At 57.3% G+C, this 21278-nt stretch carries 21 protein-coding genes; 8 read left to right on the top strand and 13 right to left on the bottom strand.

Going from position 1 to position 21278, the window contains the following annotated elements; all coding sequences use genetic code 11:
- The first annotated feature begins 1 nt into the window (after nucleotide 1).
- Genes virB11 through K3724_RS23295 form a run of 4 tightly spaced genes read left to right on the top strand, consistent with a single transcriptional unit; the run spans nucleotide 2 to nucleotide 5388 of the window.
- Nucleotides 2–1030 carry a P-type DNA transfer ATPase VirB11 gene (virB11, locus tag K3724_RS23310; protein WP_259993208.1) on the top strand — a complete coding sequence of 343 codons (1029 nt, stop codon included), beginning with the start codon at nucleotides 2–4 and terminating at the stop codon, nucleotides 1028–1030.
- The gene (locus K3724_RS23305; protein ID WP_259993206.1) at nucleotides 1027–3159 is read left to right on the top strand and encodes a type IV secretory system conjugative DNA transfer family protein; all 2133 of its coding nucleotides are present in this window, start codon (nucleotides 1027–1029) and stop codon (nucleotides 3157–3159) included. The genes virB11 and K3724_RS23305 overlap by 4 nt, the downstream gene beginning before the upstream one ends.
- 14 nt (nucleotides 3160–3173) lie before the next feature.
- Nucleotides 3174–5024, top strand: a complete 1851-nt coding sequence (locus K3724_RS23300) for an LPD7 domain-containing protein (protein ID WP_259993204.1) — start codon at nucleotides 3174–3176, stop codon at nucleotides 5022–5024.
- 22 nt (nucleotides 5025–5046) lie between these two features.
- Nucleotides 5047–5388, top strand: a complete 342-nt coding sequence (locus K3724_RS23295) for a hypothetical protein (RefSeq protein ID WP_259993202.1) — start codon at nucleotides 5047–5049, stop codon at nucleotides 5386–5388.
- A gap of 16 nt (nucleotides 5389–5404) precedes the next feature.
- Here K3724_RS23295 and K3724_RS23290 read toward each other — a convergent pair whose 3' ends face one another.
- The 13 genes from K3724_RS23290 to K3724_RS23230 form a co-directional block, all read right to left on the bottom strand.
- Nucleotides 5405–6604: a relaxase/mobilization nuclease domain-containing protein gene (locus tag K3724_RS23290; protein ID WP_259993200.1), complete on the bottom strand. Its 1200-nt coding sequence runs from the start codon at nucleotides 6602–6604 to the stop codon at nucleotides 5405–5407.
- A complete protein-coding gene (gene mobC, locus K3724_RS23285) occupies nucleotides 6597–7145 on the bottom strand; it encodes a plasmid mobilization relaxosome protein MobC (protein WP_259993198.1) in 549 nt (182 codons plus the stop codon). Before mobC ends, K3724_RS23290 begins: the two co-directional genes overlap by 8 nt.
- 519 nt (nucleotides 7146–7664) lie before the next feature.
- Nucleotides 7665–7943 (bottom strand): hypothetical protein, encoded by a 279-nt coding sequence (locus K3724_RS23280; protein ID WP_259993197.1) that lies wholly within the window; start codon nucleotides 7941–7943, stop codon nucleotides 7665–7667.
- Between the two features lie 27 nt (nucleotides 7944–7970).
- Complete coding sequence (locus K3724_RS23275) at nucleotides 7971–8957, bottom strand: ParB/RepB/Spo0J family partition protein (protein ID WP_259993196.1); 987 nt, start codon at nucleotides 8955–8957, stop codon at nucleotides 7971–7973.
- Between the two features lies 1 nt (nucleotide 8958).
- Nucleotides 8959–9699, bottom strand: a complete 741-nt coding sequence (locus tag K3724_RS23270; RefSeq protein WP_129373467.1) for a ParA family protein — start codon at nucleotides 9697–9699, stop codon at nucleotides 8959–8961.
- Nucleotides 9671–9862 (bottom strand): hypothetical protein, encoded by a 192-nt coding sequence (locus tag K3724_RS23265; RefSeq protein WP_259993195.1) that lies wholly within the window; start codon nucleotides 9860–9862, stop codon nucleotides 9671–9673. Before K3724_RS23265 ends, K3724_RS23270 begins: the two co-directional genes overlap by 29 nt.
- A gap of 90 nt (nucleotides 9863–9952) precedes the next feature.
- Entirely contained in the window at nucleotides 9953–10216 is a 264-nt protein-coding gene (locus tag K3724_RS23260; RefSeq protein ID WP_259993194.1) for a hypothetical protein, read from the bottom strand.
- Nucleotides 10217–10474: 258 nt separating this feature from the next.
- A complete protein-coding gene (locus tag K3724_RS23255; RefSeq protein ID WP_259993245.1) occupies nucleotides 10475–11293 on the bottom strand; it encodes an SAM-dependent methyltransferase in 819 nt (272 codons plus the stop codon).
- A gap of 216 nt (nucleotides 11294–11509) precedes the next feature.
- Nucleotides 11510–12364, bottom strand: coding sequence for a DUF932 domain-containing protein (locus K3724_RS23250; RefSeq protein ID WP_259993246.1), 855 nt, complete (start codon nucleotides 12362–12364; stop codon nucleotides 11510–11512).
- A gap of 1393 nt (nucleotides 12365–13757) precedes the next feature.
- On the bottom strand, nucleotides 13758–13919 hold the full coding sequence (locus K3724_RS23245; protein WP_259993244.1) for a hypothetical protein: 162 nt from the start codon (nucleotides 13917–13919) through the stop codon (nucleotides 13758–13760).
- Between the two features lie 526 nt (nucleotides 13920–14445).
- A complete protein-coding gene (locus K3724_RS23240; RefSeq protein ID WP_259993243.1) occupies nucleotides 14446–14976 on the bottom strand; it encodes a hypothetical protein in 531 nt (176 codons plus the stop codon).
- A 227-nt stretch (nucleotides 14977–15203) separates the two neighbouring features.
- Complete coding sequence (locus K3724_RS23235; protein ID WP_259993242.1) at nucleotides 15204–17030, bottom strand: ParB/RepB/Spo0J family partition protein; 1827 nt, start codon at nucleotides 17028–17030, stop codon at nucleotides 15204–15206.
- Between the two features lie 254 nt (nucleotides 17031–17284).
- Nucleotides 17285–17734 (bottom strand): DUF3768 domain-containing protein, encoded by a 450-nt coding sequence (locus tag K3724_RS23230; RefSeq protein WP_259993241.1) that lies wholly within the window; start codon nucleotides 17732–17734, stop codon nucleotides 17285–17287.
- 730 nt (nucleotides 17735–18464) lie between these two features.
- On the opposite strand from K3724_RS23230, the gene K3724_RS23225 reads away from it, so the two are divergent.
- The 4 genes from K3724_RS23225 to K3724_RS23210 all read left to right on the top strand — a co-directional run bounded on the left by K3724_RS23225 (nucleotide 18465) and on the right by K3724_RS23210 (nucleotide 21220).
- Entirely contained in the window at nucleotides 18465–19094 is a 630-nt protein-coding gene (locus K3724_RS23225; RefSeq protein ID WP_259993240.1) for a LysE family translocator, read from the top strand.
- A 633-nt stretch (nucleotides 19095–19727) separates the two neighbouring features.
- Nucleotides 19728–20087 (top strand): helix-turn-helix domain-containing protein, encoded by a 360-nt coding sequence (locus K3724_RS23220; RefSeq protein WP_259993238.1) that lies wholly within the window; start codon nucleotides 19728–19730, stop codon nucleotides 20085–20087.
- Between the two features lie 201 nt (nucleotides 20088–20288).
- A complete protein-coding gene (locus K3724_RS23215) occupies nucleotides 20289–20717 on the top strand; it encodes a hypothetical protein (RefSeq protein WP_259993237.1) in 429 nt (142 codons plus the stop codon).
- 122 nt (nucleotides 20718–20839) lie between these two features.
- On the top strand, nucleotides 20840–21220 hold the full coding sequence (locus K3724_RS23210) for a helix-turn-helix transcriptional regulator (protein WP_259993236.1): 381 nt from the start codon (nucleotides 20840–20842) through the stop codon (nucleotides 21218–21220).
- The last annotated feature ends 58 nt before the right edge of the window (nucleotides 21221–21278 follow it).

Raw genomic sequence — 21278 nt, 5'->3', positions numbered from 1 at the left:
CATGCTCGATGGAAACACGCCCCGGCAAGCCCCAGCGGGGCTTGCTTCCTTCTTGGCTCCGATTCAACACCACCTCAACCGGCCGGATGTTATTGAGTTGTGCATTAACCGGCCTCAAGAGCTTTTCATAGAAACCTATGACGGCTGGAAGGTCGAACAGATCGACGCGCTCACCTTCGCACACCTGAACAGCTTTGCCACCACTGCGGCAACCTTCACCAAACAAACTATCAGCGCTACAAAACCTATCCTTTCCGGCTCCTTGCCCGGTGGCGAGCGGATCCAGATTGTTATCCCACCGGCGGTTCCGGATGGCACAGTCAGCATCACGATCCGGAAACCTGCTGAGCGCACCTTCACTCTGGACGACTACGAACAGTCGGGCATGTTCGATGAGGTTCTAACCGAAACCAATTCGCTGTCTGAGGTCGACCAAAAGCTGCTTGAATTCCATGCCGCAAAATCCTGGAAAGAATTTCTGCAGTGCGCGGTGCTGAACAAGAAAAACATTCTAGTGTCCGGCTCGACCGGCTCTGGCAAAACCACCTTTTCAAAAGCTCTGATCCCAGTAATTCCAGAGCACGAACGCATCATCACGATTGAGGACACCGTGGAGCTGGTCATTCCCCAGCCAAACAATGTGCGCTTGATCTATTCGAAGGACGGCCAGGGCCAGGCGAAACTCTCCGCCCGCCAGCTTCTTGAAAGTTCTCTGCGGATGCGCCCTGATCGGATCTTCCTGCAGGAGCTGCGGGACGCAGAGGCGTTCTATTACCTGCGCAATGTCAACACCGGGCATTCCGGCTCGATCACCACTATTCACGCGGATTCCGCCATGTTGGCTTTTGAACAGCTCGCCTTGCTGGTGAAGGAAAGTGATGCGGGGCGCGATCTGAAGCGATCTGAGATCAAGGAAATGCTGTTCCAGATGGTCGATGTGGTTGTGCAGGTAAAGCGCGGCAACGGCAGGTATCGCATCACCGAAATCTACTTTGACCCACGCCGGAAATTTGAAGGTGTAACGTCATGATACTTGAAAAATGGCCTGACCTTTCGCCAGCGGCAAAGGGCTCATTCCTTGGCTTCTGCGCACTCCTTTCGATCGGTGGCGGCTTGGCCCTGTCTGGCTTCGTCCTCAGCCGAAGTTTGAACCTCTCCTTTGACCCTATCCAAGATCTCTTTCTATGGCCCCGAATTGCCCTCTCTGACTACTCGGGGGCCGAAGTATCAAAATGGGTCAAACTCTCCGGCTACGCAGGACTGGCACCCGCCCTGTTCATTGTTCTGGCGTTCCTGATGAACAAGCCAAAACAGGATCTGCACGGCAAGGCTCGCTTTGCTGAGGATCGGGACATTAAGGCCGCGGGCTTGCGGTCCAAAAATGGGCTGATCGCCGGGTTCACCGGCCCCCTGCCCTCCCGGAATTACGGCAAACCCGTGGACAAGCTGGGCCGCCACGTTGAGGAAGGCGGAGCTGTCAAGATCGCGGCCACCGGCCACCTGACGACCAAGAACTTGCTGACCTATGGCGGGCCTGAACATATGTTTCTGTATGCCCCCACGCGCTCAGGCAAGGGTGTCGGTGTCGTTGTTCCAAACTTGCTAAACTGGCCCGGGTCGGCCGTGATCCTCGACATTAAAAAAGAGAACTGGACGCTGACGGCTGGGTTCCGCAAAAGCGGCGGCCAGGACGTCTATCTCTTCGACCCGCTGGATCCCAATGGCAAAACCCATCGCTGGAACCCCCTGTCAACGGTTCGCCGCGGCGGTGACTTCCAGATTGAAGATCTGCAGCGGCTTGCCGATCTCTTCATTCCAGTGCAGTCAAAAGACCCGTTCTTTGATCGAGCTGCACAAACAGCGTTCGTCGGCGTCGGCGGTTATCTCGCAGAAACCCCGGAGCTGCCGTTCACCTTGGGCGAGATCTTCCGTCAGCTCACTTTGAGCGGCAATGTCGTTGAGACGTTCAGGAGGCGGATCGAGGGCAGGAAAGCTGAAAACCGTCCCCTGTCCTGGCAGACAGAAGCCGCCTTGACCGACTTTATCTCCAAGTCTGAAAACACCTTTGAGAGCGTCAAATCCACCATCACAGCCAACTTGGGCTTGTTCGCAAACCCCATGCTCGACCGTGCCACGTCAGAATCTGACTTCAATTTCGCGGACCTGAGAAAACAGCGCATGTCGATTTACGTCGGCATCACCCCCAACAACCTCGGGCGCCTGGGGCCCCTGCTGAACCTTTTCTTTCAGTCCTGTGCTGACGCCAACATGCAGGAACTTCCGGAAAACAATCCTGAGCTGAAGCACAAGGTTCTGCTGTGCATGGACGAATTTGCCGCCGTTGGTGAACTGCCATCCTTCAAGCGCGGCATCGGTTATTTCGCCGGCTACGGCCTAAAGGTTCTGACGATCATTCAGACGCCCGCTCAGCTTTCCGACATTTACGGCGCGGATGGCGCAGCGGCGTACATGGACAACGCGGGTGTCGAGGTCGTGTTCACGCCGAAAAGCCTGAAGGAAGCGCGCAATCTGTCTGAACGGTTCGGCACCTTGGCAATGGAAAGCAAAAGCGAATCCAAGTCGAAGCACCTCGCGCACAGCAAAGGCACCACAGTCAGCACCAGCGAGCAAAAACGCTCCCTGATGATGCCCCAGGAGCTTCTGGCAATGGATCAATCCAAAGCCCTTGTGATCATCGCGGGACAACCGCCTGTCATGGCGAACAAGCTGCGCTTCTATGCCGAAGAAGTTTTCTTGGAGCGCTCTAAGATTGCTCCGCCCGACATACCCTCGATCATTCCCAACCCGCTCGATGACAAGGTTTCGCGGGTAGAAGCGGAAAACCGGGAACTGCGCAAAGAACAGGCCCAAACCCGCGAAGAGGTGATGGCACTGCGGGAAGAAATGGCTCGGATCACTGCTCTGGCAGCGCATCGCGACGAGAATGTTGCGAACGGCCAGCCAGCCAGCGTTGAAATGACCACCGAGGAAATTGAAGACCCCGGCAAGATCATGCCGGAACGGCTGAAACTGGATCATTCGAGCGCGAGGGAAAAGCTCGCTGCGCTCAAGAAATCCGGGAAGCTAGCATCGCCAGAAGGGACCAAGGAGCTGCTTTCGTCGCTTGGCGTCGATCTTCCCAGCCCCGAAGTTGCATAGATTGAGAGGTAATTATGGCTGAGACACAGAACCAGGTTAATCAGGGCTTTGAGCTGTCCTATGCCCTTTCCGACGAAAAGGCCCGCTATTCGACGGCCGCCGAAGCCGGGAAAGCTTTTGCGGAGGCTACTGGGGAGCTTGCGCCCATGGTGGTAGAGGCCAGCGATAAAGGCGCGCGCACCTTGGCGAGCAGTCGCCGCAACGGCGATGAACATGCCAAACTGGCTCCGCCCCTCGAATTGGTGAAATCCGACAATGGGAGCGAAACAGACCTGCAGTTCTGGAAAGCATATCATGACCGGATCGCGGAGAAGGACATAGCCGCCCAAGGCCAAGCACGGGAAGGTACTGGTCAAAAATCACAGGCTGAGACGCCGGATTTGTTTGACGATGCCCCTGTTATCCTGAAAGAGCCTCAGGAACCGCAACCGGCCAAAGAGCAGAGCAGAGAAGGCAGCGAGCCGGGCAAAGAGGCTCCGCCTGTAATGACGCCGGTTCTCGACAATGCTCCTGAAGGAACCGCGGAACCAGCGGCACCGCAACCGGAAAAAACGGGAGATGAACGATTTGCGATGCCAAAGAGCTTCGAAGAGCGGTTCATCCTGACACGCGAGGCCAACCGGCAAGAGTTGTTCCGCTCATATGACGACAAACGGCCAGTGATTTCGGATCGCGGCGACAGCCTGCACACCAAGAACGCAGACCGCAGCACGGCCATGGATATGATCGAGCTGGCTGCGCATCGAGGCTGGGCGTCCATGAAGGTGAAAGGTCCGGAGGAGTTTCGCCGGGAAATGTGGATTGAGGGAACTGCGCAAGGCATCGAGGTCAAAGGCTACAGGCCAAATGACAAAGACCGGGCTGAAACCGAGCGCCGAGCTGAGCTGATCGGCGAACGCGTCATTGAACGCACTGACAACGGCAAGGCCTCACCTGGTCGTCAGTCCGATGCCGCCGCTCAGGCAGAATCCCAGGCAAAAGGCCCTTCGAACGTCATTCAGATGATCGACTACAAAAAGGGCTTGGAGGGGAAAGTCACAGACACTGGCACAGCACCTTACCGGGATCGAGAGGGCGCATCCGCCACCCCGTATGTGGCCCTGGAGCTGGCGGACGGCCGTTCTCATAAGCTCTGGGGGGTTGGCCTTCCTGATATGCTCGACAAGCACCAGCTCAAAGTCGGAGACAAAGCCACAATCTACGACGACGGGCAAAAGTCTGTCACGGTCACGGAACGCGACCCCAAGACCGGCGAGGAACGCCAGAAAAACACCTTCAGGCGGGAATGGGGGGCTCGTGATGTTGAACGCAGCCAGGATCAGGCCAGAAACGGCGTTGAACCCGTCCAGAAAAGAGACGAGCCGGTAATTGAAAGTGCCGGTTCACATGAACCCAAAAAAGAGGCTGCCAACGTGGCGACAAATCCGGACGCGGAAAACGGAACCAAGCACCAGCAAGAGCAGCAGCGGCATTCAGACCGCCTAGAGGAACGGCTGAACCAGAAAGAAGCGGCCCGCGATCCTCAGCTGCGTGGTGCTGCAAGCACACTGGCATTGATCGAAGCTGAAATGCGGGCTGCTGGTGTATCAGACAAAGACCGGGCAACCGTCCGAGAAATGGCCTCCCACGAACTCGCAAACGGGATCCGCGCTGGCCGTCAGTACGATGTTCAGCGGATTCCGAATGTGAGTGCGAAACAGCAAGCCGCTGTAAAAGCTATCTCCTCGAAAGACGTATCAAAAATCATTGAACAAGCTCGGGTAAGGGGGCCGGCCAGCCCGGACGCATCTAGCAAACACGCAGGCCAGTCCCAGGAACAGCCGCGAGAAAGAACCCAGCAACAGGACCGCAGCCGGGAACGGTAAATTTAAAAAAGGAAGGTAGAAAATGAAGAACACATTTTGGGGATTCGGGCTAGCCGCTTTGACCGCAGCTTGCTCCGTCAACGAGCCGAAGGCAGCCACGAACATCACTACCGCGACGGTATCCGGCAGAGCGTATGATGTTTACCATGACCCCTATGACCCTGACCACGCGATAATCTTTGGGAAGAGCCAATTCGGGCAGTTTTCCATACCCAAGGAAGAAATCATTGCGGCTGCAACGCCCTGCGTTTTTGATCGCAAGTCGAGCATTGCGTTTAAAGCAACGGATATGAAGCACCCAACCCGGCCGGAACTGGAAAACTTGGGATGGGTCCCAGTAGACTGCTCAACTTCCTCGACGTAGATCCGGACGCCTCAGCCTAGCGTTCTCTTGACGGCCCGCGCGACTGCTCGGGCCGTTTTTCGTCCTCGTCTCGCTCTCTTACGCGACCTCGACCTTCAGGCTGTTTCTGACCGGCCCCAGGAATCTTCTCTGAGCGCTCCATAGGCGCGCTGAGCGCCATAGCGCCCCGTTCTGTGGTAACGTCCGTCAATCGCCCTGAGAACGCCGATACGGCCCGCCCTAGCGCCCTGTCTTCGGGATCGTGCGATTCAGCTAGCAAGGCCGCCGCCGCGCTGTACGTTCTCATGACCCGGTTCCGACGCTCGACGATGGCCCCGTCCCAAGGACGGCTTGGCATACGGCCACCATTCTCTTGAAGGTCACGCCGCACCTCTCGCTGCTTCGCCTTGTCCACATAAGGCGTCTTGCCTCGCTGGCGCATCTTGTAGACAGGTGTTCGCTCACCCTTCCGGGTAACACCGCGGGCATGGCGCGGCGTAGACTCGGCTTCGATACCCCGGTGCCGCAGTTTCTCAGCGAAAACATCCCGCAAGTGTTGCAGATCAGCTTTGCGAAGGTTCAGTTTCACTCCGTCGTTGCCAACGGTCCGGACCGTCAAATGAACATGCGGATGTTTGGTATCTGTGTGCAGAGCCATCGCATAGTCATGGCGTCCCCCGAACTCATTTTGGGCCAATGCCCTTACGGCGTCCTTTACAGCCGCCGCATTCGTGCTTCCTGGCATCGAAAAGACGATACTGGTCGTGATCCTTGTACGGTCGGTTGCATCGCCGTTGGCCCTATCATCGTCGTGGCGCTGCATCCAATCACGATACAAGGCAGCAGTTGCAGCTTTCCCCGTGAGGATCGCACCGTCATTGGTTTCAATGTCGAGCTTCCCGTTCCTACTGATGTAGTCGATATGCGCGCTAACCCGGATCCCCTCGGTGCGACGGTTCACAACGATGGTATTACCGCTTTTGTCCACCTTCGCAGGTTTTGACACCTTGACCATGACTTCCGGAGTCTTGCTGACGACACGCGCAAGGCGGGCCTTATCGGCGGTGCCGATTGTAGTGGCTTGCCGGGCTTGTGCTGGTTCAGCTTTTTCGCTGCCTTTCGGGCTGGGTTTGCCGCCCGTCGAAAAAGACCCGGACCCTGGCGACTTCACGGCACCGGAGCGCGCAGGGGGCGCCCAGCAATCCTGAAACCCAAGCTCCGTCTTGAAATCACTCATCGGTCAGATCACCCCCTAACTGAAATTTCAAACGGCCAGCAGCATATTGCCTCAACAGTTCCCGCAGGCTCACGACTGAGTTACGCAGTTCATGCAACTCATTCCGCGTCGGTGCATAGTTGCTGCCGGTGAAAACGCCTCGGTTCATGGCCGCTGCAATCTGGTTCAGGTTCGTTGCAGCACCGCGAAGCTGCCGAAACCCCCAGCGGATATGTCGTCGTTCACCCTGCACAGGCTGAGGCGCAGACAGAGTACGGGCTGTCAAAATTCGAGCTGCCCAGGTTGAAGGAGGAACCCCCTGATCCTTGGCCTCTCGCTCGATCTTCGCACGAACACTCGCTTCAAGCCGGACGGTCAGCTTACCCTCCCTGCGCGCCTGGCTCGGCTTACTGCTGGGAACCTCAGCGTCTCCGGAAACTGTCTCAACCAATTGTCGAAGAAACTCAGAAGGTGACAAGCCGTGCTCGGCAGCAATCGCCCCGAAGCGGGCTTTGCTGTCGGGGGAAACACGGGCGCTGACAAGTTCGGACTTCTGAGACATGATCAATATGTATTACAATGCTGGCGCTTAGCCTATCCTGCATTAGTCCTTCTTTCAACCGTTTGTGTTGTCCGGGACAACGTTTTGAGATTCTCGCCCCTTGCGCTTCGCGCCCGCATTCAAGAATGCGGCGGGGCTGTCTGCCCCGGACCCCGAGGATATTTTGCGAAGGTGACGGGCTGAGAAACCGCCCTATCTGAAACCGTGATCCGCGCGTCCTCGATGCCGGAGCTTTCCAGACCGCTCCCGAACGGGGCCGGGGGCGGGCCTTGCAGGCGGCGAGCTGACCGCGCCCACACAAAGCGAAGGGAAGCGAGCCGACTTGTGGGAAGGTCAGGCATCGAAAGCCGCCCTGGGCGGCTGCGGGGGCTGTCTGCCCCCGGCGCACTTCGCGCGCTCCCCCGAGGATATTTCAAGAAGGTGATTGGCTGCAGGCGCGCACCTGGTCAGCCGCGGACACCCGCAAAAGAAAAGGGGCGGCTATTTCTAGCGCGCCCCCATCATCAATCAGCAACCAGGTCAGTTGAACAGGGTAAGTGTTCGTCCCTCTGGGGTCAGCTTGAACAGAGCGCTATCGAACAAGTAAGATATCCCGCTCCACGCAAAATAGCTGGCAACCATGATGGCGGACGCCGCGACGCGCGCCCAAATCGGCGCGTCGGCATCAATCTGTTCGTTCCCTGTGCCGGTAAAGATCACGACGACACTCACAACTGCTGCTCCTAGCGAAATGAACATGAAAACGCGCACGACGAACTGAAACGGTCGCCGGATCAACAAGAGGGCATTCCAAGTCATAAATCGTAGAGCGGCCATTTTCTCACCTCAAAGCTCGATCACCTCGAACAGCACAATATCTGTCAGAGCTACCTCTTCAATACGTTCGCCGTTTTCAAAGCTCACCATCAGAGCTTTGTTCGACTTCGCCTTTCGGTCGGTCAAGATCCGGCCAATCTGATCGCCTTGCTGGCACAGGATTGCAACTTGGCCGTTTGACGACCGCTTTCCGCCCTGAGCATCGCTCTGCGGATTTCCACCGGACAGGGCAGACAGCCCAGCTGCGAGGTTGGGCTTTTTGTCCTCGGCAGGAGCTTCCTGAGGCGGCGCATCTGACGGCGGCACCCCCTGCCCCGCCTCGACCTCCGCTCGCAAGCCGGCCACTGTGACGCGATTGATTTCTTCCGGCGGAGTTTCAGAAACAAATCTGCGAGCTGCCTGCTCGTCCTTCTTCCATAGTGAATTAAGGTCAGAAAGAGCGCGCACAGGCACGTTGTTTCTTGCAAGTTCCTGAAGTTCATCAGGCATCGCGATAACGCCAAAAAATTGCGAAACCTGCGCCTGCCCCCAACCAAGATCCTCCGCAATCTGCGAGCGTTTCATCCCGTCTTTGCGCATTTGCTCCACTGCCAAGGCGATTTCCATCGTGGTCAGATCATCCCGCTGAATGTTCTCAGTCAGCTGGATCGCGCGCAGGTCCGCGGTCGCCTCACGAATGAGGACTGGAACGCTGCTCAGTCCGGCCATCCTGGCTGCCCGCCAGCGCCGTTCGCCCATGATAATAATATACCGCCCGTCCTGGCTCTTTGGCTGGACAGTGATGGGCTGCAAAACACCACGAATAGAAATGTTTGCGCTGAGAGACGCCAGCTTGTCCGGATCGAAATGGCGGCGCGGCTGCTCGGGGTCGGGTTCGATCAGATCAATGTCAATTGTCAGGGGCTCGCCGCCGCCGACGGGCTTCTGGCTTTGCAGCCCTTCCAGTTTGCCCGCCGCCCTTAGTTTATCCAGCGTGCTTGTCATGTTCCTTGCCATATCACTTCCCCTCGCCAAGCTTATCGTACAGCCAGTCAAAAAACTGGCCGAACTCTTCTTGGGCATCCTTGCCGCTCTTTGTTTTCACTCCGGACAGCGGAACGCCCTCTTCCTGCGCCACGACATAGGCAGTGCGGTTGCGAATTGCATATGGGACACAGAGGTCTCCAACAGCTTCCGCCACTTGGACCATCGCGTCTCGCTCAATCTGCTTCACGGCATCAAAGCGCGAAGGCAGGATGCCCAGGAGCTGCAGTTTCGGATTCACTCCTTGCGCGGCGTACAGCGCTTCAAGAACCCCCTCGATACCATCGACTGAGTATTTTTTCAGCTCTATCGGAACCAGCAGATAGTCGGCCGCAATGAGCGCACCATAAACCGCCTCGCCAAAATTTGGAGGAGTATCCACCACGCAGTAATCTGCACCGCTGCTGCCAACCAGCCCGGCTTGCACATTTGCCATCACGTCATCAGCGTTTTGCGATTGCAAATCTTTGTGACCAGTTACGATGCCAATTTCGCCGCTCGCCAAATCGGCTTGTACGCCCTCACCGCGAGTCACCAGGTCAAGCGCATTGCCAAGCGTCTTCGCCCCTTCGAAGGAAGCCGAAAAATTCCTTTGGCTATCCAGATCCACACCCAATACGGAATGCCCGCGCTCCGAAAGAGAATAGACAATCTGGCTGGCGATGGTGGTCTTGCCCACACCACCCTTATTGTTCGCTACGACTATCGTTTTCATTGTCTTTTGCTCCTGCCTCATCAGGGTTGATTCCATATGCTCTCAGCGCTGCATCTACGATTTCGTACATGAAGATATTTTCGCGATGCGCCTTCTCTTTGAGGGCTTCGTGCATGTCGTCATACATCCTCATGCCCACTGTTGTTGTTCTCCGCTTGGCCATGCTTTCTCCCAAAGTTTTATAGCTATATAGCTATAAAAATGCCCAGTAAAACTCAAGAAAATGTTGTCCCGGACAACACCCGGCGCAATCTTAGGTAGAAATTGTTGTCCGGGACAACATTTTCCCAGCATCTTCCGCGTCAGTAGCATGGGTCAGAACCTCCAAAGCCCCTGAGAGTTGACCAAGAGGCTTGCACGAAATCTCCTGTTTTTTGATTGCCCCAAGGTCGAAACCGCTCAAGAACTCCTGTGATCCTAAAGCACATTCGGCTTGACTACCGACAACCGCAGTGAACTTTAAAGGCTCCTCATCTGTCGCCCACCCAAACACAGTTACCACAAGCAAAAATTTCAAACCCGCCTCCAATCATTATGAATTAATATTAGGTGTTAAGTTTAAGGTGATCAATGTAAAATACGGTGCTTGTATAATTTTTGGACAATATCTGCTTCTAAAATGAACTCTGGCTTCGGGCCGCGAAAGCGGCCCCCGGCGCGGATGCGCGCCAGTCCGGCCCGGTCAGGGCATTAGCCCTGATTGGGCAGGACACCAAAAGGCAAAAAGAAACCCCGCCGAAGCGGGGCAAGTTGGTTTCTTCACCACAAAGAAAATTCAGTCAAACAAGCTAAGCTGGACCCCTTTTGATACTGGCCCCGCGGTGGCAATTTCCGTCAGGCGCGCCTTGCGCTGCTCGGCTTCCTGCGTCTCCCGCTGCGCGGCCAGGGCCATAAATGCCGCTCGCTCGTCCTTCTGGCGCTTCCAAGGATCTCCATGCTTAGCGTAAAATCGGCCAGCGGCAGCCGTATAAGCCAAATCGAAGACCTCTAAAGACAAGCTGTTTCCGCAGACAAAGCGCCCAGCCAAACCGCGTGCTGCCGTCTGTATGTATCCCATGTGAAATGTGGGGCGCGACAGCTCTACAGCTTCGAACCAAACAGATGTTTCCAGATCGAAACCCTTTTCCTCGATCACATCTGCCATAGCCAGCAGCATTCCACCTGCTCCGGCTGCGGGCTCCTGAACAGTATAGAAGCCCCGTTTCTCTATAATCTCCTCCACACCAGTTAAGGAGACATTCGCCATAAGCCGCGAAACCTCATAGGGTGTAAAGAACTGCCCAAGCCGCGCATCAAGCGCGCCGATCTCTCCAGCCACAGTCCCCAGGAAGTCGCAACCACCTGATGAGATTTCCGCAATCGCGATTGCCAAAAGTTCAGGCATTCTGCGAACATCGTCTTTATTTCGGTATCGCTTCACAACCGCCATATACTGCGCTTCCAGCGCATCGCGTTTGGCTGCATCTGGGCAAGCGCGCTTTGCCAGAGCGCAATAGGTCAGCTCGCAAAAGTCCGCAAAAACTTCTGTCCGCCGCTTTGATTGGTCAATGCAATTGAACGCTTTGACGAATTCGGACACCGCTGCCTTGGTCATTCCTCGCCCTCCGGCTCTCGGACTGAACCGCCAATAATGAAAGGGCCGACACGTGAACCTGGTTGTGCCTTAGCCTTAATCTCACGGATCAATGCATCTTGCCGGCCCTTCGTGACTCCTTGCTCCGTCCAAAGCCGGCGCAGCTCTCTTTCGCTATTTCCCATGGTAAAAACTCCCGCGAAGGGCAGGGCGGTGCGGTGGCACCGCCCCGCAGCTTCAACCTTCCTTCAGCTCTGCCATGCGTTCAGTCAGCGTCCACAAAGCACGGTTAAGCGCCTTGTTTTGGTCGATACCCGCAACCTCGCGCGTAGTCTGGCGACGTGTAGTTCCGTTCGCATTGCGGATACGCCCGCGCAGCCCGCCTTTGATGGTGTTTTCCTGCACCACATTAAACGCGGTCCAAAGGTCGGTTGCCCGGTCGTCTCGGCGCCGGGGCGAAAGCAAGGCATCCGCCGCGACCGGCGCCTGCTTCCCGTCCTCCTTGTGAGCATCCGGAAAACGCAATTCGTGCGCTGCCTCTGCCAGAATTTTGCGTTCCTCGTCTTGCAGAGTGATTGCGCGGAACCGCTGCACCTGGTCTGCGACTTCGGGCGCATCTTCCAGAACCCGATAGGCTCCCTCGATCACCTCACCAATGGCATTACCCGAGTGGCGCACTTTCACTTCGCCAAAGGTATCGCCCACCATCAGGCCATTGGCGCAGACAAAACGGAAAAAGCCGGGGATCATCTGGTAGCTGCTTGTGCCGTCGTTTGCATTGACCAGCACGATTTCAAAAGCCTCGCCGTCAGAGTTGGTAAGGGACCGGTGGCGCAGGCGCAGCATGTGCTTAGTGAACTCAGCCTTTCCCTCAATCCGGGTGCGGGCCTGTTGGGCCAGGAAGAGATCAAAGCCCTCTTTGCGCAGGCCGGTCAGCACGTCGATAGTCGGAATTGGGGCGAACCGCTCTGAACGGCTTTCGTGGGCCTCTGTTGCAAAGATCGAGGGAACGCGGGCGCGCAGTTCTTCGTCGGTCAAGGCTTTGCCAGTAGCAAATCCGCCGTTGCTCATTCCGCGCATGTAACGGTGCATAAAGCTCATTTTGATTTTCCTCTTGTGGTGAAAGGTGGGCCGTTGTGGCCTCTCCCTATGACTTGATATTAGTTGCGTAGTTGACCCTAAGCAACGGATATATTTGCATTTTCTGGCAATTGTTCGCTTGCCGTTATCCGCACCCCCGGCTTTCTTTGATGCCGGAGGGGAGGGAGCGCACGGCCCGCTTGCGGGCCAAACAAACCAATGTGACCGCGCCCTGCGCGGTCTCCGCTTAAATGACGGGGGCCAGGTTCTCCCCCGGTCTGGCTTTCTCGTCAGCCGTCGGGTCGGTCGCGCGAAAAGCCGTCCGGCACAGCTGACGACAGCGGACAACCGGACCGTGGAATAACGAGCACGCGAAGCGCGCGAAGCTTATGCCGCGAAAGCCGGTTGGCCGATGGCGGCGGCTGTGACAGGTAAGGCGGCGCGACCGGCCCGATGGCTGACGAGCTGGCCGGGGAACTCGGTCAACGCGCCAGCCCCAAGGGGGCGTTCGGCTTGTCCGAATCCCCCCTTGGGGAGCAAGGCCGGATTTCCGGCCGCGCAGCGCCCTGGCGCGAAGGTCAAAAGAACCTGCGATCTGCGTGGGACGCGCGGATCCCCGCACCCTCGATGCCAGAGCTTTCCAGCCCGCTCCCGGCCGGGGCCGGGGGCGGGCGTTGCAGGCGGCGAGCTGACCGCGCCCACACAAAGCGAAGGGAAGCGAGCCGACTTGTGGGAAGGTCAGGCATCGAAAGCCGCCCTGGGCGGCTGCGGGGGCTGTCTGCCCCCGGCGCACTTCGCGCGCTCCCCCGAGGATATTTCAAGAAGGTGATTGGCTGCAGGCGCGCACCTGGTCGGCCGCGGACACCCGCAAAAGGCCGAGGCGAAGCCGAGGGAAGATCGTCACCCGAAGGGCCGAGACTGACGCCCTGAGACGACCATGCGCCGCTGCGCGCGGTGGCTCGGAGAGACGCCGCGCGCAGCTCCCAGGCGCAGGGAGGGGCAGGGCGGCAGGCTCGGGGAGCGCGCCGGTCTTGCCGGCGCGCGACTAGAGCCCGGTCCCGCGTAAAACGCGGGATTTGCCCAGAGACACATACCACTTTTCAATCCGCAGAATGTTCCTGTATTGTTCCAAAATGATCCGAGAGACCTTCATCGCCCCCCTCTACACATTGCGCGTCAACAATCTGGAAGCTGCGCACGCTATCAGGGTTGGTTGCGTTTGCGGTGGCGGGCCTTGGTATCTCCATGGTTTCTGGCTTAGGCAGAGATATGGGCAATTTGAGTTTCTTCGCGGCATAGTAGAAGGCTTGCGCTGCCCTGAGTGTCAAAAACGGGACGTGATGGCCTGGACCATCGTTGAGGCAGCGCCGGATGAAGCCCGCCCATCGGACAGACTGGGACGCCGTTAGGCGTCCTCTTTCTCCTTGTTCGACTTCGTAAGATCTCGCGCATAGCTGACTTCCACTTTGAGGAAGCCCGGAATACTCAAGACGACTGAGATGCTGATCTTGGCCTTGGTGGTTAGGGATTTCAGGATTGAACGCAAAGAAGAAATGATCTTGTTCATGGTGTTAGCTCCTATGTGATTGTCGATTGCAGCTCTGTGAGGCGGAGGCTTTAAGGGCTGGCGCACCCGGAGGGTCGCAACGGAGCGCAGCGCAGTGGAGAAGGGCTTCAGCCCTTGCGCCAGCACGGGCCGTAGCAAACTTGCTGCAATAAATCGGCATTCACATAGGAGCGGGCGGACACCTTGGCAGATGCCTGGAACGGGGCGTTCAATCCTGAAGTCCCTGACCTGGCACAACGGTTAATCAAGCCGCCGATTGCCGTATTCCGGGTTGCCCCTCCCGCTACGGTTGCTAGATTGGCGGTGCGGAACAGGCGGGGACGCCGATGGCCGCGAAGGTGACGGTCGGGGCGAAAGCTCCGGCCGCATTTCGTTTCCGGGCCGCGCAAGCGGCCCCCGGCGCGGATGCGCCAGTCCGGCCGGGTCAGGGCTTCAGCCCTGATCTGGGGGGACACCAAAAGGCAAAAAGAAACCCCGCCGAAGCGGGGCAGGTGTTTCCTTCACCACAAAGGAAAAATCAGGGGGACTACTCACCGGGAATTTGCTCGGGATTTCGGGATTTTGCAATCACTCCGTCATGCCGGATCGCTGCAATTGTCGTGTCAGTTTTACGGGTCAGCTCCACGCCATCACCTGAAATCATAGCCTCGGCAAATTGCGTTTTCTTCAGGACTGCGCCATCTGCCTCTAAATAGGTAGTGTCGCCTTCGACCTCACGGGAAACCGATCCATCCGGCATGATGCGGATCCACGCACCGTTGACTTGGACAGCCAAGCTGAATTCATCCACGACAACACCCTCCCAACCAGTACCAGGATCACGGCGCAGCACGATTTGATCCGGGCGAAGCTTGATCTGAACGTCTCTCGGTTCTTCCTGATCGGCGGCTTTGACGACGACAAAAGCCTCTTGCGCTTCAGGATCGGAATGGATGGTCGCGTTAGCATTTTTCGGCGGCCACACCTTCGCTGTGTCGCGCTTCCGCCCGGATTGGTCCCGGTGAAACCCGATATAGAGCTGCGCTGATCGCCAAACCCGGACAATGTTCTGTTTCACGCTGCTTACCTCAATCCCACTGTTTTCAAATCTTCTCTAACTCAAAGGCAATGGCCTGAAACCTATAGGCTCCTGTCTGGAATACCAGAATACCATACCGTTTTTTCAAGGTTGTTCCTGTTGAATCCGGATGCCAACACGCCCGCACGGATCGACGGCCAAGGTTTGAATCGCATTACTCTATCTCCATCGGTGGGGCAGGGCGCTCAAGCGCCCTGCCAGCGATTTCACTCCATGCCCTCGGGTAGCCATACGTCGATCTTGACGGCCTGCGCCTCGGTAACGCCAAGGGCGGTGCGCAAGTCGGCATCACCGGAAAACAGTGCTTCCAGCTTCTCTGCCTTCTCGCCCTTTTTCAGCTTGGCGAAATTGGTTGCAGTGGGGTGATCTTCGGACAGGTCCAGCAGATCGCGCCAAAGGTTGTTGAGGTATGGGCCTCCGACACGGGAGAAAAAATTCTCAGAGTTCGGCGTCCAGACCTCGCGGATATTCGGCTGCGTCTCCTTGTCGATCAGCGCCGACAGCTTTTCATCACCGCCGCGATACTGCGCGGCGAGGAAGCGAACCAATTCACCGCGCACATGCTCCGGGCCTTTCTTGCGGAACGCACGGAATGAAGCGCCAAGGTCTTTCGCATCCCACATATCGCGCGGCGGATTGCTGGTCAGCCGTTCATCCAGCGAATAGCCTGCGGCCTCTGTGCTGGGCCAATTCGGAACGTCGGTCTTGGTGATACCAAGCGGACCGCTCGACCGCAGTTCATGGCTCAACTGATAGGCCAGCAGATCAATCAACAGATCAGGATCGCGCATCACTGCATGTTGCCGCGCCCCTTGGGCAATACGGGACAGGTCGTCGCTCAGCTTTTGCGAAATGGGCGACTTCGGCGCGGCGTCACCGCCCGATTGGCTGGTCTTACGGAGAAATCCCGCTTCGATGGCTGCGGCCTTGTCCTCCTTACGTACAAGACCCTCGTAGGTCTGCACCTCGCCTGTTTGATTGACATAGAAGATTACCCCGGCCACCGCTTTCTGTTCGGCGCTGTAGGTTTCTTCCAACACGGCTTGGAGTTCAGCCAGTTCCGCCTCGCCGGCTTCGTCCAAAACGTCGCCGTTAGCGAGTTCCGCCAGCTCGTCATACCGCTCCGCCTGTTCTTCGGTGAGCGTTCCTTTTTCGGGAAAGATGCGCGCAAGCTTGCGCTGATCAAACTCACCATAGGGCAGATTAGTGCTGTCCAGCGCCTCGGCCCACTTCCAGCCTTTCGCGGTGATCGCGTCACACGTCAAAGCCAGCTTGCAACGAAACAGGTCATTCAGCAGAGCCACATCATCAATGAATGTTTGCTCAGCAAACAGGTCGCGGGTCACGTGGCCGCCGTTGGTTTCGTAGTCCTCCCGCCCGACAAAAATCACACGGCGGTCAGTATCCCGCACCGAGTCCGGTTTGAGCATCTGCTTGATCTGGTGATCGCTGTAGCCCTCGCCGCGCACCTTCTCCAACACTGCCAGCGAATTTGCCTCGTCCTCGCTGACGGTGAAGGCAGCGGCGTTTTGCAAGGTGATTTCCCCGGATTTCAAAGCATCCAGAATTGGGTCGGGAAGGCCCGCCAACTTGAGACGCCGGTACACATGCGGCTCCGTGGCACCGAACGCGATAGCGATCGCCGCAACGGACACGCCGCGCGCAGCCATTTTGCCATAGTCACGAATTTCATCGGCGGGGTGCTGTTGCTCGCGCTGATGGTTCTCGCTCGTTGCCCACATCTGGGCGGTTTCCTGATCCGGGGCGATTTTCACCGGAACGGATGCAAAACGCGGATCGTCTTGCAGCAGAGCCAGAGCGCGAAGCCTCCGGCCACCGGCCACGATGCCCACCTTGCCCGTTTCGTCGCGCAGCCCTGCGAGGTTCTGGATCAGGCCAAGCTCTCGGATATTCTCGGCCAGAGCCTCGATGCCTTGCGGATTGATAACGGTACGCGGGTTCAGATCAGACACATAGAGATCGCCGTAGGCAACCTGTTCAACGACGGCGGTGATCGGCTTGTGCATGGTCATGGGGTTCATCCTTGTGATGTGGTGAGGTTTTTTGTTATGGATGCCCCAGCCCTTCCGGGCTGAGGCGAGGGGGCTTAGGCCCCAGCGTGTGTTTTCAGAAAGGCGAGGGCGATCTTGGCGGAGAGGCCTCCCTTTCTGATCAGTTCAGCGGCTTCGCGCTTACGTTGCTGAATGATTTCTATGCTCATGGTTTCACCTCCTTCCCGGCGCTGGTTGCGCCTTCCGGGCCGCTGCCCAAAAGGACCGGGCCGGTATCAGTATTCGATTGGGAAAATCAGCGTCAGAACGCGGCGGGTGCTATGGTCGTCAAGCGGATCGTCTGCACCGAACTCATAGGCTTCATCGTAGAGGTCGAACTTCCACCAAACGGTTTTGCCGCACACCTGCACTGACCCCATGGAATGATCCCCGTGCGGGTCGTTGTCCTCGTTGAAATCCGCGGAACCAGCGACTTGAAGCTGAGCCATGGTCATGAACTCGGGGCCTTCTGCCGCAACGCCCTGGGAGCAGACGACACGCCCCTTATAGGCCGGATGCCCGCCACAGATGATTGCCGCGCGGAAAGCATCATTGGCTTTGGCGATTTGCTCCGCCTGCGCGGTGAGATTGACAACCTTAGTCGAACCGCAGTTCGCGCAAACCTCGACAATCCCCGTCTCGACCTCCTTGGAAGCCGCGCAGGTATTGCATTGAAACAGTGCCATGTTTGTTTTCCTCTTGTGGTGAAAGGTGGGCCGTTGCGGCCTCTCCCTATGACTTGATATTAATTGCGTAGCTGAACCTAAGCAACGGATATATTTGCATTTTCTTGGAATTGTTCGCTTGCCTTCATCCGCGCCCCCGGCTTTCTTTGATGCCGGAGGGGAGGGAGCGCACGGCCCGCTTGCGGGCCAAACAAACCAATGTGACCGCGCTCTGCGCGGTCTCCGCTTAAAAGACGCGGGCCAGGTTCTCCCCCGGTCTGGCTTTCTCGTCAGCCATCGGGTCGGTCGCGCGAAAAGCCGTCCGGCACAGCTGACGACAGCGGACAACCGGACCGTGGAATAACGAGCACGCGAAGCGCGCGCAGCTTATGCCGCGAAAGCCGGTTGGCCGATGGCGGCGGCTGTGACAGGTAAGGCGGCGCGACCGGCCCGATGGCTGACGAGCTGGCCGGGGAACTCGGTCAACGCGCCAGCCCCAAGGGGGCGTTCGGCTTGTCCGAATCCCCCCTTGGGGAGCAAGGCCGGTTTTTGTTGAACGCCAAGCAAAACTGATCTTCTTGTCAGGTTGCTGACCCTAACTCAGAAAACAGACGTTCATGCGGCAGGCGGCGAAGATGCCAAAAGAGCCCATCGTGGCTAATGCTGCATCGCAATAGCCGGATCATGAAATCCCCCTTTACAGCCTTCTGCTCCTGTGGCTGGCTCAGCTTAAAGTTGGAAAGGTAATTTCATGGATTTTCAAATTTGGCTGGCTTTCGTCGCGGCTTCCACAGCACTCTTGCTCATTCCTGGACCAACAGTCCTACTCGTTCTCAGCTACGCGATCAGCCAAGGCAAAAGAGTCGCCCTTGCGACCGTGGGCGGCGTTGCTCTGGGTGACTTCATCGCCATGTCCGCGTCGCTCGCTGGGTTGGGGGCTTTGGTCCTTGCGTCAGCGACTCTGTTTACTGCCCTGAAGTGGATTGGTGCAGCGTATCTCATTTTTCTTGGGATCAAACTTTTCCGAAGTGCATCAACAGCTTCGTTGGGCGATTTGGAAAGGGTATCGCAAACCAGCGCGTCGAGCGTGTTCGGCCATGCTGCCGCTGTAACGGCTCTCAATCCGAAATCTATCGTGTTTTTTATCGCGTTCGTTCCTCAATTTGTTGTCTTGGACACACCACTGCTGCCTCAGTTTGCAATTCTCGTAGTAACGTTTGTCGGACTGGCCGCCATCAACGCGCTCGCCTACGCGCTCTTGGCCGACAACTTGCGAGCAAGGATTGCCCGCCCTTCGGTTTTGGCTTGGTTCTCACGTTCGGGCGGCTGCGCCTTGGTTGCAATGGGTGTGGCGACGGCAGCGTTCAAACGTGCGCAGTAGACGAGGCTGAACGGCAGCAAAGCCCCGCATCTTGCCCGTTTCACATCCAGTTCTGAGAGTTCGGTTTGGGTCAGAAATGCTTGACACTTGGGGTGTAAATGCTTCGCGAGTGTAGGTCATTTCCCCAGAAAAGGGCTCGCATTGAGTCAGTTTTTCCTGACGTTCGACAGTTTTCCGGCCACGCAGCGCCCTGGCGCGAAGGTCAAAACAACCTGCGATCTGCGCGGGACGCGCGGATCCCCGCGACCTCGATGCCAGAGCTTTCCAGCCCGCTCCCCCGAGGATATTTCAAGAAGGTGATTGGCTGCAGGCGCGCACCTGATCAGCCGCAGACACCCCCAAAAGGCCGAGGCGAAGCCGAGGGAAGATCGTCACCCGAAGGGCCGAGCCTCGCCCTCATGACCGACATGCGGCCGCGGCGCGGGCTGGCTCAGCGAGACAGGCCGCGCCGCACTCGGGCCGCACGAGGGCAGGGGGGCGAGGCTCGGGGAGCGCGCCGGTCTTGCCGGCGCGCGACTAGAGCCCGGTCCCGCGTAAAACGCGGGATTTGCCCAGCAAACTTTCGTTCGAGAGTTGATCCACCGTCAATTGAAGGTAAAGAGGCGTCACCTTACCGGCTAAGAAAGCAAGACCATGAACCCAATTGACCAACATGTGGGCAAACGCATTAGGCATCAGCGCTGGATGAAAGGCATGTCGCAACAGGATCTCGCGGCTCGATGCAATGTAAAGTTCCAGCAGGTACAGAAGTACGAGACCGGCGCCAACCGGGTTAGCGCATCGAGGCTTTGGGAAATAGCAGAAGCACTAAAGGTCAAAGTACCTTACTTTTTTGAGGGCCTTGAAATTGACACGCGAGCAGAAAGAGAAACTGACATAAGCACTGACCCGCTGTTCGCAAAAGAAGCCGTTGACCTGGTGCGAGCTTATTACGGCATCCCTGAGAAAAGCCGAACGCAGCTGCTCTCCCTAGCGAAAACCCTTGCCGCGTAGTGCGAGTTCTGGAGTTGTGCGAGCATTCCACCGAAGCACGACGACTAAAATCCAAATCAGCTCTCGGTTGAGGCGATTGTTCGACGCTGTTACCCTCGAAGCAGGGTAAAAAGGCGCCCCTCATACGCACCCCATGGGCGCTAAACACTTCAATGCACATAAGAGCAGCCGGGGTGCGGTGGCAAATTCCAGGAGAATTAGATGCAGGCACATTACCTCTCAGCTGCCTTGGCCGCTTTGCTCTCCATTGCAGGCGCACCTGGCCTTTCATCGGCGGCCGAAACCCTTATCTGTGATGTGGCACCGTTTGCGGGCAGCCGCCATTTCCCAGCCAAAATAGCATTTCACCTGCAACTGGATCAGAATCTTGCTACAATCAGACGCGGCGGGGTCATGGAAACCTACGAACAAGCTGTGCAGGCTGACGTAAAACAGAGCAGTGCAGATTCCTATGTCTTGGAGTGGGTTATCCAACAACCGGGCGGCCCTGAAAGCCAAGAGGCGACTGACGTGCAGTACCGCGCGGTGCTGAACACCCGAAACATGAAAATCTCCGTTTCGGCAACAGAACTCAGCGGAAACCAGGCTCAGCGGCGCGGCTCCGGTATCTGTACAAACGACGGCCGATAGCACCAGTAGTCCCGCACAAGAACCGGTCCGCTAGTTTTAAAGCCTCAAGAACGATGGAAGCAGGCAGTTGACGCCGAGCAGGCGTGTGCGTAACTAATATCTAGTTACAAATGAAAGCTGATATGTCTGAATTTCCTGAAGAATGGCGTGAACTTGCACAACAGTACGAAGCGCTTGGAACGATTGAAAAAGCCGCTGAAGCCTTAGAGCTTAGCTACTCGACGGCCAGGTGGCGGCTTGTCCGGATGGGCATAGAGATAAACCAGAAAGGGCCGTCGAGCTGGCGTATGATCCTGACCGGCCCCGAATGCCGCCAGGCTCGGATTGCAAAATCCATGTCCCAAGAAGACCTGGCAACTACGTCTGGCGTCACCGTCTCGACGATCTCCAACTTTGAAACTGGCCGCCGAACACCGCGGCCAAACACACAAGAAAAACTCGCATCCGCCTTAGGTTTGAAGGGCGGCAAGAGTGAGAGTTTAGAGGAAGGTGCAGATGAATGACTGAAGTGAACCTGCCTAATCTGATCTCATTCGCAGATAATGTGCGACGGGATCGCAA

Source organism: Leisingera sp. M658 (genome assembly GCF_025144145.1).
Lineage (GTDB): Bacteria > Pseudomonadota > Alphaproteobacteria > Rhodobacterales > Rhodobacteraceae > Leisingera.
Note: the sequence above shows the minus strand (reverse complement) of the source record. Positions and strands in the feature narration are given on the sequence as shown.